Source organism: Chitinophaga sp. ARDCPP14, assembly GCF_051362515.1.
Lineage (GTDB): Bacteria > Bacteroidota > Bacteroidia > Chitinophagales > Chitinophagaceae > Chitinophaga.
On the sequence record NZ_JBKIXB010000005.1, the window covers coordinates 74426 to 89767 of the forward strand.

A 15342-nucleotide genomic window follows, 5' to 3' on the forward strand; every position below is an offset into this window, starting at 1 on the left:
ATCAGTAACCTGTATTTATGAAGATAAATCCCAATAGAAAGGGCCTCGTGATCGGGGCCTTGTTTACCGCCATCTCACTGATGCTGGTCGCCACCGTAATAGCGCCTGCCCTGGCAGTGCTTCCCGGCTACCCGGTGGAAAAAATGGTGGCCCGTATCGCAGGCGGCGTATCAGATCATCACGTTCAATTGCTCACCATCCTGGTACTGGCGGTCATCTTTCTTTTAATATTAATACCCGCTTTAATACTCATCCGTTCATCCACCCCTCCCAACGAGGCTATTGTCAGCGGGAAAATCATCCTCCTGATGGTACTCCTGTACATGATTGTACATCCCCTTGTCTTCTATATCTTTTCCTATGCGAAAGCATGGAACTCCAAAGATGCGCAATACCTGATGGCCGCTTTGGTAACCGTTCCGTTCAGCAGCTTTGCCTTTGTGATCGTGGGCGCCGTCATCGACGCCATAAAAAAAAGAAACTAGCCGTACCGGTTGCCACAAAACCTTGTAAAAACTCCCGGATTCCTTTATATTGAGTCCTTATTTCCAGCCCAAGCCGCCGGAAATAAGGATTTTGCAGCGTGTAAGATTTAAAATAATGCAGACCAATTCCCGTTTTATTACAATAAATTCCAATCAATGGCAGTGACAAGAAGAGCTGCGCTCAAGCAGCTGCTGTATGTTTCAGCCGGTATGGCCATATTGCCTGCCTGTTTACAACATACCAGCAGAACATCATTAACATTAAAGAACATTTCGGTAGACGGCGACCAGGAAAAAATGCTGGCCGAACTCGTGGAAACAATCATTCCCGCCACCACCACGCCAGGCGCCAAAGAACTGTCCGCCCATCTCTTTACCCTCATTATGATGGACGACTGCTATAAAAAGGAAGACCAGCAGAAATGGCTCAGCGGCATGAAAGCATTTGAACAGGCCTCCCGGAAATTAAATGGGCATACCTTCCTGGAAAGCACGCCGGCACAACGCGAGTCCCTCCTTAGTGCCTTTGAGGCCGCTAAAGATGATAAGGACGATGCCGCTTTTTTTTACCGCGCTACCAAACGTCTTACCATTGAGGCATACACCAGCTCTAAATATTTCCTTACCAAAGTAGATATCTACGAACTGGTACCCGCACGATACCACGGTTGCGTACCGCTGAAACCCATTACCCGGAAGCTTGCCTAACTATTAATTGTATGAGTAAAGATAATACCAGCCTGCAAAACCGTACGTTCGATGCCATTGTTATTGGCTCCGGCATCAGCGGCGGATGGGCAGCAAAAGAATTCACAGAAAAAGGTTTAAAAACACTGGTGCTGGAAAGAGGCCGTGATGTGAAACACTTAAAAGACTATCCCACTACCAGCCAGTTCCCCTGGGAATTTCCCCACCGCGGCCAGGTACCGGAAGCCATTCAGGCCGCCAACCCCGTAATCAGCCGCTGCTACGCCTATAAAGAAGATGCCATGCATTTCTTTGTGAAGGATACCGACCATCCTTATGGTCAACCCAAACCGTTCGACTGGATCAGGGGATACCAGGTAGGCGGTAAATCACTGATGTGGGCCCGGCAAACACAACGCTGGAGCGACTTCGACTTTGAAGGCCCCGCCCGCGACGGCTTCGCCACCGATTGGCCTATCCGCTACAAAGACATTGCCCCCTGGTATAGCTACGTGGAAAAATTTGTAGGCATCTCCGGAAACAAAGATGGCCTTCCCCACCTCCCCGATGGAGAATTCCTTCCACCACTGGAGCTTTCCTGCGTAGAGAATTATTTTAAGGACTTTGTAAAAGATAATTATAAAGACAGGCACGTGATCTATGCCCGTTGCGCCCACTTAACGCAACCACAGCAGATCCACCTGGACCAGGGCAGGGGACAATGCCAGAAAAGGGATCTTTGCCAGCGTGGATGCCCGTTTGGCGGCTATTTCAGCAGCAACTCCTCCACTATTCCCTGGGCAGAAAAAACCGGGAACCTTACACTCCGCCCTTTTTCTGTAGTGCATTCCATCATCTACGATGAACAAAAAGGAAAAGCCACCGGCGTACGGGTAGTGGATACCAACACCAAAGAAATGATGGAGTATTACGCAAAAGTAATTTTCGTAAACGCCGCTGCCGTAAATACCAACGCGGTGCTGCTGAACTCCACCTCCCACCGCTTCCCGAATGGCCTCGGCAACGATAGCGGCGTGCTGGGAAAATATTTCGCCTTTCATAATTACCGCGGTCATATCAGCGGACAATACGACGGATTCAAAGACTCTACCACCGATGGCCGCAGCCCTACCAGCGCGTACCTACCCCGCTTCCGTAATGTACACAAACAGGAAACAGATTTCCTGCGTGGCTACGCAGCAGGCTTCTCCACCGGCAGAGGCTCGCATACCAATACCAACGGCTTTGGTAAAACACTGAAAGACCAGCTCTTTAACAGCGAAACGGGCCCCTGGTACGTTGGCTCCCACATGATGGGCGAAACCATCCCCAAAGAAATCAGCACCGTTACGCTGGACACCCAAAAGAAAGATGAATGGGGCATCCCGCAAATCAATATCAACGTAGACTACGACGATAATGATGAAAAAATGCTGAAGGATTTCTTTGAACAGATGACCGAAATGTTTACCAAAGCAGGTTTTACCAATATACATACCGGCGACTCCAAACAGGCGCCCGGACTGGATATTCACGAAATGGGCGGCGTACGTATGGGCAACGATCCGAAAACATCCATGCTGAATAAATGGAACCAGATGCACGCATGTATCAACGTGTTTGTAACCGATGGCGCATGCATGACCTCTACCTCCACGCAGAACCCGTCGCTCACCTACATGGCGCTGACGGCGAGAGCAGTGGATTATGCCGTGCAGCAACTGAAGAAGGGAGAGATATAAACAGGTTTGATATTTTTTGAAAACCGGGTGCAGCATTGCACCCGCGTTTTTTTATTTAATTTGCGCAAATGAAACCTGTTAATGAACTGATAAATACAAAAGAACCAGGCTGGGACCTGGTAAAGGAATGGATCAAAGATGGCAACAACCATATAGAAATTCTCCCTAAAGATAACGCCCGCGCAGAGCAGGCTTTATATCAAACCCAGGTAACCACCCGCTCCCCGATGGGCGCCATCATCTATGAAACCGGCGGACTACTCATAGATCATGGATGGATACGGGTACTCGGCTCCGGTCATAATAAACTGGATCGTACATTGCCTGCCTGGAATGATGGAAAATCGTATACGCATTCAGGTGAGCAACCGGGCTTTTTATTAATAGCAGATGATGTGGTAGGCGGCTTCTTCGCCATCAATGCCGGTGGCATTGCCGCACAGGAAGGTATTGGCAGCGTGTTTTACTTTGCCCCCGATACATTGGAATGGGAAAATATGGAGATCAGTTACAGCGATTTTATTTCCTTCTGCTGCTCCGGCGACATTAATGGTTTCTATGAAGCCTTCCGCTGGAAAGGCTGGCGTGAAGACATAGCAGCCCTGAACGGCAACCAGGCATTCAGCTTTGTGCCATTCCTGTTTACAAAAGAAGGAAAAGACATGGACAACGCGAGTAAAAAAGCCGTGCCGGTGGAGGAACTATGGTTCCTGCAAATGGATCTGCAAAAACAATTCGGGCATTAAATACTACCTGAAAAACCAGTACAGCACTGCCATCAGCAGCAGCAACACCGTGGATAATACTTTGTAATTGGCAAGACCCGGCCACCCTTTTACCCGCAAGGGCGCCAACGGGCTTTCCCAGTAAAGGCGATTGCTTTCAGCGGTATGCTGCACAGGGAATACAAATGACAATACCACCTGCAGTACCACACAAACCACGAACAGGTAAAAAGCCACCATCAGCGGCGGTATGTTAATAGGATAAAGTTTACCCGTAAGATATACCCCCGCTCCCAACGCCGATCCTATCCACAAAGTATATTGCGCCGAAAGGGAAGAGGCTTTTTTCCAGAACACCCCCAACAGGAACACGCAGGTGATAGGCGGCGCAATATGCGATATAACGTCGTTAATGCCGTTAAAAAGGCTCTCATACCTGTTCAGTAATGGTAGTAGCCCGATGGATAGAAACAGGGCTAAAACCGCCGCAATACGGCCTGTTTTCACGAGCTGCCGGTCGGTTGCCTGCGGACGGTTCCGCTTGTACAGATCATAACTCACCAGCGTGGCAATAGAATTCAGCGCACCGGAAATCTGGCTCATCAGGCCCGACAGTAATGCCGCTACCAGCACACCTACCAGCCCGGTAGGCACCAGCCGCGTAATCATAACGGAATAAATGCCTTTCGTATGCAGCTGCCCATCCGCCTGCCGCAATACTTCCAGGTCCAGGTGCCCCTGTTTGAACAGCACATACGCCAGCAACCCGGGGAGAATGAAAATGAAAACAGGTAACACTTTTATAAAGCCACAAAACAACGCGCCAGTACGTGCATGATGCTCGTCCTTCGCACCCAGTACCCGCTGCACAATCGTTTGATCGGCACACCAGTACCAGATGCCAATAACCGGGTAACCCAGGAATACCGCATACCAGGGCAATCCATTCGGATCGCCCGCCGGGTGCAACATCGACAATTTATCCATCTGGTGGCCTTCCTGCAATACCTGCACTACCGGCTGCCAGCCGCCTACCTTCCACCACGACAATACCGTGATGATCACTGCGCCGGCCAGTAACACCACCGTTTGCACGGACTCCGTTACCACCACCGCCCGGAGCCCGCCTACGATCGTGTACGCGCCTGTTACCAGCGCAATGAGAATAATGCTGGTAAACATGTTTATGCCAAACAACGTTTCCAGCACAATACCTCCGGCCAGGAACGAAAACGCAATATGAATCACAATCGCCGACACTACAGAAACAATCGCCAGCCAGTCGCGACACGCCCTGTTGTAACGCCGCTCCAGGAAATCCGGCAATGTAGCCACCCCTGAACGGATGTAAAACGGAATAAAGAAAAGAGCCAGCAATATCAACGTAAAGGCGGCCATCCATTCAAAGTTACCCGCCAGCAACCCTGTATCAAAGCCGCTCTGGGCAAGACTTACCAGGTGCAAACAGGAAATATTGGTAGCAAATAAAGCCATGCCTATCATAGGCCAGCGCAATGATTTTCCTGCCAGGAAATATTCTCCCGCCGCGGAATCATTCTTCTTGCCGGATAACCCGGCCCAGAAGCCCAGCCCCACAATAAAGGCCACATAGCAGATGCTGATGATAATATCGGTAGTAGCGATCATCCGGGAAATGTATTAAGGGAAAGCAGATCACAACTGCTGCCCGGTGTTTCAGGCGTCTGGTAAAAGCCGTCTGTAATAAGTGCCGGATGAACAAAATGCTTACGCAGGTGCGGTATATGCTCCAGGAATAACGCCTCATGTCCCATCCCGATATGATTGAACAATACAAGATGCTGATGCAGCTGTCCCATATCTCCCACGTGCGGCACCACCGGCACTCCAAACTTTTTACACAACAGGCTTACCGTAATAAATTCACTCACACCCCCTACCCTTACTGCATCTACCTGTATAAACCCGGCACTGCCTGTTTGCAGGTAATTTTTGAAGATCACTTTATTGGGTACATGTTCTCCTAACGCCAGTTTCACGGGGTTCAATGCATCCGCCAGCGTTTTATGCGCAAGGATATCATCCGGGTGCGTGGGCTCCTCTATCCAGTAAGGATTAATATCGGTTAGTCTTTTACCAATAGCAATTGCCTGCGGCAGATTCCATTGCTGATTGGCATCCACCATCACTTTGATCTCATCGCCAACGGCATTTCTTACAATATGCGCTCTTCGTATATCCGTTTCCGGGTCTTTTGCCCCTACCTTTAATTTCAATGCCCGGAAGCCATTGTCCAATGCACGTTTGCAATTCGCCTCCAGCTGATCATCCGGATAATTAAACCACCCGGCAGAGGTATCGTAGGCGGGATAACCCGTGCGCAGCACGCCTTCCCGCGCGCCCCTGGAAGCCTGCATCTCCGTTAACATCCGGATCGCTTCTTCGCGGGACAATACTTCTTCCAGGTAGGACAGGTCCAGCGTGTTCACCAGCTGTTCCGGCGTAAGATCCAGCAACAATTTCCATAACGGCACCTGCTGCTGTTTGGCCCACAGGTCGTAGCACGCATTGGTTACCGCAGCGAGCGCCAGGTGCACCACTCCTTTGTGAGGGCCCAGCCAGCGGAATTGCTGCTCATCGGAACGTTGTTTAAACCAATCGCCGAACGAAGCCATCACTTCCGGCAGTTCCTTTCCTACGAGTTTTTCGCCGTAGAACCGCGCAGCAGCGCATACCAGCTCGTTACCCGCTCCCAGGGTGAAAGCCAGGCCGGTACCACAATTACCTTTATCGTCGTATAAACAGGCTACCGTGTACGAGTATACGGGATTCTGATGTATGGCATCACTGCCGGCGCCACCTGTTAAAGGGAACCGGGCATCTTTTACAACTATCTTACTGATCATTTTATTTTTTTCATTTTATGGGTGCAACACTCAGCGCCGGCTTATCCGTTTCCAATACCACCACGTTGTCATTGGCATCGGGTAATACAGCAGGCAGTGTTATCGTGAACTGATCGGCAGCTGTAGTCAGCTTCACTGCAGCGCCTTTCAGCAGGTATGCTTTAGTAATTTTCACACCCGGCATAGCCGGAACTTCAATGGTTTGCTGTGCCGCATCAAAAACATGCAGGTATACTTTATTGCCACTCCGCGTAGCCGCATACTTACTGTTGGGATTGTAAGGACCGCCATGCGTATTATAAATAGCAGCGCCATACTTACGGAGCCAATCGCCCATTTCCTTCAAACGTGCTACCTGTGCAGGTTCTATGGCGCCATCGGAGCGGGGACCTACATTGAATAATAAGTTGCCGTTACCACCGGCTACCTTTGCCAGTGTTTGAATACAGGTTTGCAGCGACTTCATTTTATCATCCGGCTTCCAGGCCCATTGCTCACAAATGGTCATACAGGTTTCCCAGGGCGTGTTCATGTCCAGGTCGCCGATGCGCTGCTCCGGCGTATCAAAATCACCCAGGAAGGTAGCAGTACCCGATGCACCGGTGCCGGAAAATGCTTTCCCAAGGCGGTTATTAATGATAAGATCTTTCTTCAGCGTTTTGAGATAAGCATATACATCCAGCGCCATCTCCGGCGTCCACACACTTTCCCAGGGACCATCAAACCACAGCATATAAGGATCGTAGCCCTCTACCAGTTCTTTCAGCTGGTGCTTCATATACACCACATACTGATCCATGCGTGCGTTTTTACGTATACCCTTCCCCGTTGTATCATCGGGGTTGTCTATCGGGTATTCCGGATGGTGCCAGTCGATCACCGAGTAATAAATACAGAACTTTACATTATACTTCTTGCATGCTTTTGCCAGCAGCCCTACTACATCTTTCTTAAACGGGGTAGCGGTAATATTATAGTCGGTATAGGCAGATGGCCATAAACAGAAGCCATCATGATGCTTGGCAGTAATGGTCAGGTATTTCATACCTGCCTCGCTGGCCGTTTTTACCCATTCCTCTGCATTAAATTTCACGGGATTAAACTGGCGGTACAAGGTGTCATAATCTGCAGCCGGCACCTTGCTATGGCGCGACCAGCCTATTTCCGTACCCCGCAGGGTTACAGGTCCCCAGTGGATAAACAGGCCAAAGCGCAGGTCCATAAACTGGTCCATAACTTTTTTGCTGGTCAGTATCTTGGGATCCAGCTGTGCATTTGTCTGGGCTTTGCCCTGGAATGCCAGCAACAACAAACAGAAAGTAGCTAATTTTTTCATTGTTCACTTTATTTTATAAGGTATGCTTATATCCAAGTTCTGCCCCGCCGCTTACCGGCATTATGCAACCGGTAATAAACCGCGCCTGCTCAGATAACAGGAACGCACACACGTCGGCGATCTCATCTGCTTCAGGGCAATATCCCAACGCGTGGATGCCATCAAGATACTGCTCTATACGCGCCGGCTCCGGCTGTTCGCTGCTCCACCGGCGCAACATTGGCGTCCATACGCCTGCCGGGGCCACTGCATTTACCCGGATGCCATCTGCGGCATAGTCGAGCGCCATTGCTTTGGTAAGGGCATTCACCGCTCCTTTACTGCCCGCATAGGCTGCGTGGTTTTCCTGGCCGATGTCCCCTACCATACTGCTGGTGTTAAGGATGCAGCCACGGGACGCTTTCAGCGCAGCAATGCCATACCGCGTGGTATAGTAGATACCCCGCACATTTACATTCATTACCTGTTCCCATTCTTCGTCGGTGGTATCATGTAAAGGTTTCGAGGGACTGGCAATGCCCGCATTATTGTGAATGGCATGCAGTACGCCGAACGTTTGTAATACGTTGTGAATGGCCAGCTCTATAGCAGCACCGCTGTTAAGATCTGCCCGGATGAAAATATGCGGCGCTCCCATCAACTCCTTCAAACGCTGCAATGCTGCTGCGTCTTTATCAATCACCGCTACAGTCGCACCCTGTTTTGCATAAACCTGCGCACAAGTCTCTCCAATGCCCGATGCGCCGCCGGTAATCAGCACTATTTTATCTTGCAGTATCATCATTTTTCATTTTCCGTGGATAATTCAAAAGTAAGCAGGGATAAGGTAGGTCATCCCGGTGAAATTGACTTAAATCAACACTATTTTGACTTATTTACTGAATTTACCTATTTTAGATGGATAATATGAAGCCTCTTTTTGCCATACCGGGCGATAAAGCCCTCGAACAAAAGGTATACCTGATCAAGGAAATTACGCAACCGTATTTTTCCACGGAGTTTCATTTCCATCACGAATGCCAGCTGGTATATGTAGTGGAAAGCGCCGGCCGCCGTATCATTGGCGACAATATCAGCTACTTTGAAAGCGGGGAACTGATATTCGTAGGCTCCGGTACCCCTCACGTATGGCATAATGAACAAAAGTATTTTGAAGGAAAAGATAAACTGCAGGCAAGGTCGCTGGCATTGTATATTTCACCGGACCTGCTGGTAGAGCATCTTAGTCCCTTTGCCAATACCAGCACCGTTAAAACCTGGCTAAAAAAGGCGCAGCGGGGCATCCAGTTTCATGGCAAAGCTAAAGCGGAAATACTGGCATTAATGCGGCAGATGCTGGAACAGCAGGATTTGCTGCAAACCATCTCCTTTATGACCCTGATGCAAAAGATGATGGCCACCAAAGAATATAAACTCCTGGCCGGCACCAACTATGTAAACCTGTACAACGATAAAGACCAGTCGAGGATGGATGATATCTTCAAATATATTTTCCGTCACTTCAAAAGAGATATCCCGCTATCGGAAATAGCGGCTGTAGCTGGCATCAATGTGCACTCCTTCTGCCGCTTCTTTAAAAGCCGCACACAGAAATCATTTACCCATTTTGTAAATGAACTAAGAATCGGCTACGCCTGCAGACTGCTGCAGGAAAAAGAAATGTCGATGGTGGAATTGTCCAATAAGTGCGGGTACAGGAATACCACGCACTTTAACCGCTTCTTCAAAAAAATTAAAGGAAAAACCCCGAGAGAATACAAGAGAGAAGTTACTTCGCTGGATTAACTTATTTGTTCACCAGGAAATACACCACGCGGCAAACAGTAGCATCCCCTTCTTTTTGCAAACTAAGTATATGCCTGCCCGGCTTCAGGTTATCGCCCAATATAAGGTACCACGGCAGGTACAGGTTTTTACTCCACTGCGTGCGCAGATCCTTTTGCTGAACAGCACCGCCATCGATACGATAGCTGATTACACCTGCATCCGGACCGGAAACAATGCTGATGCCAATAGTCCTCCCGGTGAAAGGATAGTCAACACTGGCGCGCGCCGTGTCCGACACAAGCATCGGCACTTTCACAAATCCCGGGCGGGTACCTACGTTATCAGATGGCTCCCAGGAAGCAGTAATGCGAAAGCCATTCTGATGAACGGCGTCATGAATATCGCCATAGGCGCCGTTTTCATAATTGAGCGGATCCGCAGCGCGGGGCAGTTTCACGGATAATAAACGTTCCGGCGCCGGTGCGCTGAAATCTTCTTCCAGCAAACGTTTTATAGCGTTAAAATATAACTGCTGACCAAAAGGAGCAGGATGCAGGTCTTTAAAATCATCTTTCCAGGTAAACTCACGGGCATCAATGCGGGTCGTAATTTCTTTGGCAAGATTGATAAACGGCAGGTGGTATTTTTTGGCAAGATCTTCATGCACCTGCACTTCTACCGGCACTTTACCGGCGTGATAGTCGGCCATCTTATCCTCATCAACAAAAGCCATCAGTACAATATTCACCTGCGGATTCGCTTTCAGCGCATGACGGATGATCCCTTCCATAGCACGGCGCTGCGTTACTTCATTGGTACCATTCACCCGGTCGTTTACCGCCGCTTCCAGGAATAGCAGGTCGGTCTTCCCCTTGCCCAGCACATCTTGTTCAAACCGGAATGCATGCGGCAAGCTGCCCAGCGATGGAACACCTGCATTGATGAAACGGAAATCAGTTGCCGGATACGCCGCCGTAAGGTAGTCGCACACCTTCGTACGCCAGCCTTCCATATTGGTGATAGAACCGCCCAGGAAAGTAACGGTAGCTCTTTTATCTGTTTTGATGTGATACCTTACGTTGTCAAGGCGACCGTAACGTGTGATAAATTTATCCTGCGCCTGTATACTAACGGTAACGACTATACTTAATATAAATCCTGTTATTTTCCTGATCATATTTTCACTGGTTGTATCTCTTTTATGACCCCGTTGATCTTTACTTTTACTTTATGCGTGGCGGCGCCGCGGATCTTGTAATTGGTAACCAGGCCGTTTTTCCAGGTCATATCTACCGTATAATTACCGCGTGCTTTCAGTCCCGTTACCGTACCGGAAGCCTTCCACGCATCGGGTAAAGCAGGCAACAGGTCTATAAAGCCGGCATGACTTTGCAGCAGCATTTCAGCCAGTCCTGCTGCACCGCCGAAGTTACCATCAATCTGAAATGGAGGACCCGCGGAAAACAGGTTGGCATAAATGCCGCCACCCGCGCCATAGTTAATGTCTGTATTATAAGTGGGTTTGATCAGTCCTGCAAACAATTTAAACGCGCGGTTGCCATCGTGCAGTCTTGCCCAAAATAATAACTTATAGGCAATGGACCAGCTGGGGCCGTCGTCGCCTCTCACTTCCAGCGTTTTTTTGCAGGCTTCGGCCAGTTCCGGCGTGGCTTCCAGTGTAATCAGCGAAGCCGGGTACAATCCATACAAATGTGAAATGTGACGGTGCGTGGGTTCTGTCTCCTTGTACTCTTCCAGCCACTCCATTAATCGTCCGTCTTTCCCCACCCTGCCCGCAGGCGGCAGCTGTTTTAATTTCTCTGTCAGCGTGTTGGTAAAGGCCGCATCCTTCCCGAGTGTCCGGGCAGCGGTGATCACATTCATGAACAGCTCGCGGATAATCTGGTTATCAATAGTAGGACCGTTGCAGATACTGGCAGTTTGGCCGTTGGGCAGATAAAAAGAATTTTCAGGAGAAGAAGAGGGCGAAGTAACAAGCCATCCTGTTTTATCATCTTTTATCAGCATGCTGCTGTAAAATTCCGCAGAGCCCTTCAACACCGGGTATATATCTTCCAGGTATTTTTTATCATTGGTAAAAGTATAATGCTCCCAAAGATTATTACACAACCACCCCGACCCGGATTTGGTAACACCCCAGGAAGCGCTTTCTCCCGGTTCCGTGAAGCCCCATATATTGGTGATCACATGCGCCACCCATCCTTCTGCATTATAATAGGCTTTGGCAGTTCTTTCGCCGGGTTTCACCAATCCGTGTACCAGCTCCGCCAGTGGCAGGTTCAGCTCCGGCAGGTTGCTCACTTCCACCGGCCAGTGGTTCATCTGCACATTTACATCGAGGTGGTAGTCACCATTCCAGGGCGTCTGGATCTGGTTGGCCCACAGCCCCTGTAAATTAGGTGGCAGCAAACCTACGCGGGTACTGCTGATGCTCAGGTAACGGCCATATTGGTAAAACAATACAGGCAACCCGTTGTCCGCCGCCGGCGCTTTGTGAAAATTGATGAGCCGCTGATCGGTAGGCACCTGCTCCGCACTGGCGCCGCCCAATTCCATGCTAACGCGGTTGAATAAACGCTGAAAAGCAGCGATATGCTGTTGCTTCTGCTGCCCATAACCTTTACGCATGGCCGCAGCCAGCAATTGTTTGGTTTGTTCCCGGTAACCGGCATTTCTGAAATCGGTCGCAGTGGATACATACAGGATCACTTCTGTGGCATCTTTTATAACCAGTGTATCCCTGTCCGTTAGCAGCCGGCCATCTTTTAATTTTGCCCGTACCCTGGTCAGGTATTTCATACCAGGGTTGGCAGTACCACTTTTTAATTCGCCGGACATTTGCAGCTCCTGCCCTTCTGTGCCGATGGTGGCTCTTTCCGGGCGACTGATAGCTACCCGCATATTCAGCTGTCCGCCTTTACCAGCTGTTAGGCGGATCACGCCTACATCGCCGTTAAAGTCTGTAAAATATTCGCGCGTATAGGCGACCCCGTTAATGGTATAAGCTGTAGTGGCAATGGCCTCATTCAATGATAAAGCCCTTTCATAACGGGCAGGGGTATCCGCTGCAGGATAACTGAACTGCAGCGATAACTCGCCCAGCATCTGGAAACATCCGAAAGGCACATCCCCGGAGCCTTTGCCGGTACACACAAATGATTTATCCATCAGCGCCTGCGCCTCGTTATTCTTACCCTCAGCCAGCAGCTGCCGGATAGCAGGCAGTTGTTTGTACGCCTCGTAATTGTTGGCGTCCTGGGGCGCGCCGGACCAGAGCGTGATATCATTTAAAACGATCTTCTCCCGGGCGATACCGCCGTCCGGCATCATACCCAGGCGTCCATTCCCAAGTGGTACCGTTTCCTCCCAAACCTTTGCCGGCTTGTTATACCAGAGCCGTAAAGGCCGCTGCTGCGCTTCAGCGGTTGATGGCCGAAAACCGGCCATCAACACGATGCCGGCAATTACAATACGCCTGAAAGAAAAAAGTTGCTGACTCATGTTTTTCGGATAACGTTTTTGATGTAGCAGGCTGTGTCCCCGCTTGCTATTAATAATCTCCGACTGCGGCAGATCATAGGTATATGATTCTTCCGTGGAATTTGTATGCCATCAAAATTAACGGCAACGGGGTAACCGTGCTCCCTGAAAATTGACTAAAACAGACACTATATTGACTTAATATAGTATTTACATACTTTCAGACGGGTAAAATGAGTGCGTTATTTATTCCTCACCAGCGCGCGGATCTTTAAACAGGTGGGCATGGTGGAAAGGTAGCCATTGGCGGCAATAAAAGTGAAGATGAAACCCGTACGCTTTTTATCGCGGTTTACCCAGGGGTGGCTCCCAAAGGCGCCGGGGCTGCTGTTTTCAATTAATGCCCCACCCGGACCGGTTACATCCCGCCAGTTGCCGGTGCCATAGAAATCTTTTGTATTTAGCAGTACCGCGGGATAAGGGGAATAGGTAACGGTAGCGTGGGCAGTCTGACTTTCCTCCATCGCTGTTACCGCTGCTTCGCTGAGCACACGGGCGCCGTTTGCAGCCACGCCTTTGTTCATGATCATGTCGAGAAAGCGGATATAGTCGTCCGGTGTACTCCGGGCGCCGCCGCCAATCTGCGGATTGGCAGTAAGACCAAAATCAGTATTGGTCATGCCGCAGGGCGTAAATATCTTATCGGCAGCGAGGTCCTTCCAGCTTTTACCGGATGCCACTTCACAGATACGGCCGGCTACCTGCATACTTACGCCGCCATAATAAAAGGTAGTACCCGGCGGATTCAACAGCGCTACATTCCGCGCTATCCCATCTGCCGCCTGTGTAAGCGTAATCAATACATTGGATTCATATCCCTGGGAAGAATTTCCGGGGAAACCGGATGTATGGGAGAAGAGTTGCGCAATGGTGATATCTCCCTTATGATAAGTAGTAAAAACGGGCAGGTATTTTCCCACACTGTCAGTGAGCTTTATTTTTCCTTCGTCCACCAGGCTCATGATCACCGCCGCAGATAACCATTTGGAACAGGAGGCGATAAGCTGCCTGGTACTCCCGGTATAACCTCCAAATCCTTTGGCATATACCGTTTTCCCATTTTCATGAATCACTGCATAACACTTACCGGCGAAAGCCACAGGCACAGAATCGCTCAGCACCTGGTCCACATCACTGTAACCGGTGGCAATAATGGTTTGGGATTCACTTTTGGTGCATCCTGCCAGTAAGAAAATAACGGTAATAGCGGACAGGGAGTTCCGGAAGAAATCATTCATGTGACAGTTGTATTCAGTTGTAAGCTAAGAAATAACGCCAACTTATTCAACGTCCTCTTTTTAATTATATTGCGGTTGTTATGAAATACAGCAATATTTTATTTGACCTCGATGGTACGTTGACAGATCCTAAAACCGGTATAACGAAATCTGTTCAGTATGCGTTGGCAAAGGCAGGCATCTTCGAACCGGACCTGCAAAAGCTCGTGCCGTTTATTGGTCCCCCGCTGCAGCAATCGTTCATCGATTATTATGGCTTTAGCGAATCACAGGCCTGGGAGGCCGTGGGCGCTTACCGGGAATATTTCAAAGAAACCGGTATTTATGAAAATGAACAATATGCAGGTATCCCGGAATTACTCACTGCGCTGCGGTCACAGGGACGGCGGCTGTTTGTTGCCACTTCCAAGCCACAGGTATTTGCGGATATCGTGATCCGGCACTTTAACCTGGAGCCTTATTTTACGGCAGTGTATGGCAGCGAACTGGATGGTACCCGGTCAGATAAGGCGGAACTGATCCGCTATGTAATGTCCGAACAACAACTGAGCGCCGGCGACACCATTATGGTGGGCGACCGTAAACACGATATTATAGGCGCACAGAAAAACCGTTTACCCGCCATTGCAGTGGGCTACGGTTACGGCAGTACGCAGGAATTACAAGCTGCATTACCGGATTACATTTTTAACACCGTTAACGAATTACACGCCGGGTTTCCCTGATCAGCGCCAGTAGATCTCGATTTATATCCGCTACCCGGAGACCGCATTACGGCTCCGGGTAAAAAAAATCAGCCCTAATTGATTTATTAGCCCTTTATTAATGCACTGATTAGTGCCTCTCCCCTTAATTGCACCAGGAAACTTCCACGTTTCATTATCTGTAGCCCGGCATTATTCTAAGAAAACCACGG

The 15342-nt window shown here is 49.5% G+C and carries 13 protein-coding genes; 6 read left to right on the top strand and 7 right to left on the bottom strand.

What is annotated here, in order from left to right; genetic code table 11:
* Positions 1-17: 17 nt before the first annotated feature.
* The 4 genes from ACLHR0_RS15395 (at position 18) to ACLHR0_RS15410 (ending at position 3660) form a co-directional block, all read left to right on the top strand.
* The gene (locus ACLHR0_RS15395) at positions 18-485 is read left to right on the top strand and encodes a hypothetical protein (protein ID WP_436487683.1); all 468 of its coding nucleotides are present in this window, start codon (positions 18-20) and stop codon (positions 483-485) included.
* 156 nt (positions 486-641) lie between these two features.
* A complete protein-coding gene (locus ACLHR0_RS15400; protein WP_370912105.1) occupies positions 642-1193 on the top strand; it encodes a gluconate 2-dehydrogenase subunit 3 family protein in 552 nt (183 codons plus the stop codon).
* Positions 1194-1204: 11 nt separating this feature from the next.
* Positions 1205-2914, top strand: coding sequence for a GMC oxidoreductase (locus tag ACLHR0_RS15405; RefSeq protein ID WP_436487686.1), 1710 nt, complete (start codon positions 1205-1207; stop codon positions 2912-2914).
* Positions 2915-2982: 68 nt separating this feature from the next.
* A complete protein-coding gene (locus tag ACLHR0_RS15410) occupies positions 2983-3660 on the top strand; it encodes a DUF2625 domain-containing protein (protein ID WP_436487688.1) in 678 nt (225 codons plus the stop codon).
* A 3-nt stretch (positions 3661-3663) separates the two neighbouring features.
* On the opposite strand, the gene ACLHR0_RS15415 is transcribed toward ACLHR0_RS15410, so the two are convergent.
* Genes ACLHR0_RS15415 through ACLHR0_RS15430 form a run of 4 tightly spaced genes read right to left on the bottom strand, consistent with a single transcriptional unit; the run spans position 3664 to position 8644 of the window.
* Positions 3664-5286 (bottom strand): sodium:solute symporter, encoded by a 1623-nt coding sequence (locus tag ACLHR0_RS15415; RefSeq protein ID WP_436487690.1) that lies wholly within the window; start codon positions 5284-5286, stop codon positions 3664-3666.
* Positions 5283-6524 (bottom strand): enolase C-terminal domain-like protein, encoded by a 1242-nt coding sequence (locus ACLHR0_RS15420; protein ID WP_436487692.1) that lies wholly within the window; start codon positions 6522-6524, stop codon positions 5283-5285. The genes ACLHR0_RS15415 and ACLHR0_RS15420 overlap by 4 nt, the downstream gene beginning before the upstream one ends.
* A gap of 10 nt (positions 6525-6534) precedes the next feature.
* Positions 6535-7860: an alpha-L-fucosidase gene (locus ACLHR0_RS15425; protein WP_436487694.1), complete on the bottom strand. Its 1326-nt coding sequence runs from the start codon at positions 7858-7860 to the stop codon at positions 6535-6537.
* A 13-nt stretch (positions 7861-7873) separates the two neighbouring features.
* Complete coding sequence (locus tag ACLHR0_RS15430; protein WP_436487696.1) at positions 7874-8644, bottom strand: SDR family NAD(P)-dependent oxidoreductase; 771 nt, start codon at positions 8642-8644, stop codon at positions 7874-7876.
* A 122-nt stretch (positions 8645-8766) separates the two neighbouring features.
* Here ACLHR0_RS15430 and ACLHR0_RS15435 point away from each other — a divergent pair, with 122 nt between their 5' ends.
* Positions 8767-9645: an AraC family transcriptional regulator gene (locus ACLHR0_RS15435; RefSeq protein WP_429048943.1), complete on the top strand. Its 879-nt coding sequence runs from the start codon at positions 8767-8769 to the stop codon at positions 9643-9645.
* Between the two features lies 1 nt (position 9646).
* On the opposite strand, the gene ACLHR0_RS15440 is transcribed toward ACLHR0_RS15435, so the two are convergent.
* The 3 genes from ACLHR0_RS15440 to ACLHR0_RS15450 form a co-directional block, all read right to left on the bottom strand.
* On the bottom strand, positions 9647-10804 hold the full coding sequence (locus tag ACLHR0_RS15440; RefSeq protein WP_436487699.1) for an SGNH/GDSL hydrolase family protein: 1158 nt from the start codon (positions 10802-10804) through the stop codon (positions 9647-9649).
* On the bottom strand, positions 10801-13149 hold the full coding sequence (locus ACLHR0_RS15445; RefSeq protein ID WP_436487701.1) for a glycoside hydrolase family 95 protein: 2349 nt from the start codon (positions 13147-13149) through the stop codon (positions 10801-10803). Before ACLHR0_RS15445 ends, ACLHR0_RS15440 begins: the two co-directional genes overlap by 4 nt.
* A gap of 221 nt (positions 13150-13370) precedes the next feature.
* Positions 13371-14426, bottom strand: a complete 1056-nt coding sequence (locus tag ACLHR0_RS15450; protein WP_436487703.1) for a serine hydrolase domain-containing protein — start codon at positions 14424-14426, stop codon at positions 13371-13373.
* Between the two features lie 80 nt (positions 14427-14506).
* Between ACLHR0_RS15450 and ACLHR0_RS15455 the strand changes: the two genes are divergently transcribed.
* Positions 14507-15151: an HAD family hydrolase gene (locus ACLHR0_RS15455; RefSeq protein ID WP_370912093.1), complete on the top strand. Its 645-nt coding sequence runs from the start codon at positions 14507-14509 to the stop codon at positions 15149-15151.
* Positions 15152-15342 lie beyond the last annotated feature (191 nt).

What these genes read in the sequence shown, in the direction of transcription:
- ACLHR0_RS15395 (WP_436487683.1), top strand. Translation starts at nt 18, where the DNA reads ATGAAGATAAATCCCAATAGAAAGGGCCTCGTGATCGGGGCCTTGTTT.
- ACLHR0_RS15400 (WP_370912105.1), top strand. Translation starts at nt 642, where the DNA reads ATGGCAGTGACAAGAAGAGCTGCGCTCAAGCAGCTGCTGTATGTTTCA.
- ACLHR0_RS15405 (WP_436487686.1), top strand. Translation starts at nt 1,205, where the DNA reads ATGAGTAAAGATAATACCAGCCTGCAAAACCGTACGTTCGATGCCATT.
- ACLHR0_RS15410 (WP_436487688.1), top strand. Translation starts at nt 2,983, where the DNA reads ATGAAACCTGTTAATGAACTGATAAATACAAAAGAACCAGGCTGGGAC.
- ACLHR0_RS15415 (WP_436487690.1), bottom strand. Translation starts at nt 5,286, where the DNA reads ATGATCGCTACTACCGATATTATCATCAGCATCTGCTATGTGGCCTTT.
- ACLHR0_RS15420 (WP_436487692.1), bottom strand. Translation starts at nt 6,524, where the DNA reads ATGATCAGTAAGATAGTTGTAAAAGATGCCCGGTTCCCTTTAACAGGT.
- ACLHR0_RS15425 (WP_436487694.1), bottom strand. Translation starts at nt 7,860, where the DNA reads ATGAAAAAATTAGCTACTTTCTGTTTGTTGTTGCTGGCATTCCAGGGC.
- ACLHR0_RS15430 (WP_436487696.1), bottom strand. Translation starts at nt 8,644, where the DNA reads ATGATGATACTGCAAGATAAAATAGTGCTGATTACCGGCGGCGCATCG.
- ACLHR0_RS15435 (WP_429048943.1), top strand. Translation starts at nt 8,767, where the DNA reads ATGAAGCCTCTTTTTGCCATACCGGGCGATAAAGCCCTCGAACAAAAG.
- ACLHR0_RS15440 (WP_436487699.1), bottom strand. Translation starts at nt 10,804, where the DNA reads ATGATCAGGAAAATAACAGGATTTATATTAAGTATAGTCGTTACCGTT.
- ACLHR0_RS15445 (WP_436487701.1), bottom strand. Translation starts at nt 13,149, where the DNA reads ATGAGTCAGCAACTTTTTTCTTTCAGGCGTATTGTAATTGCCGGCATC.
- ACLHR0_RS15450 (WP_436487703.1), bottom strand. Translation starts at nt 14,426, where the DNA reads ATGAATGATTTCTTCCGGAACTCCCTGTCCGCTATTACCGTTATTTTC.
- ACLHR0_RS15455 (WP_370912093.1), top strand. Translation starts at nt 14,507, where the DNA reads ATGAAATACAGCAATATTTTATTTGACCTCGATGGTACGTTGACAGAT.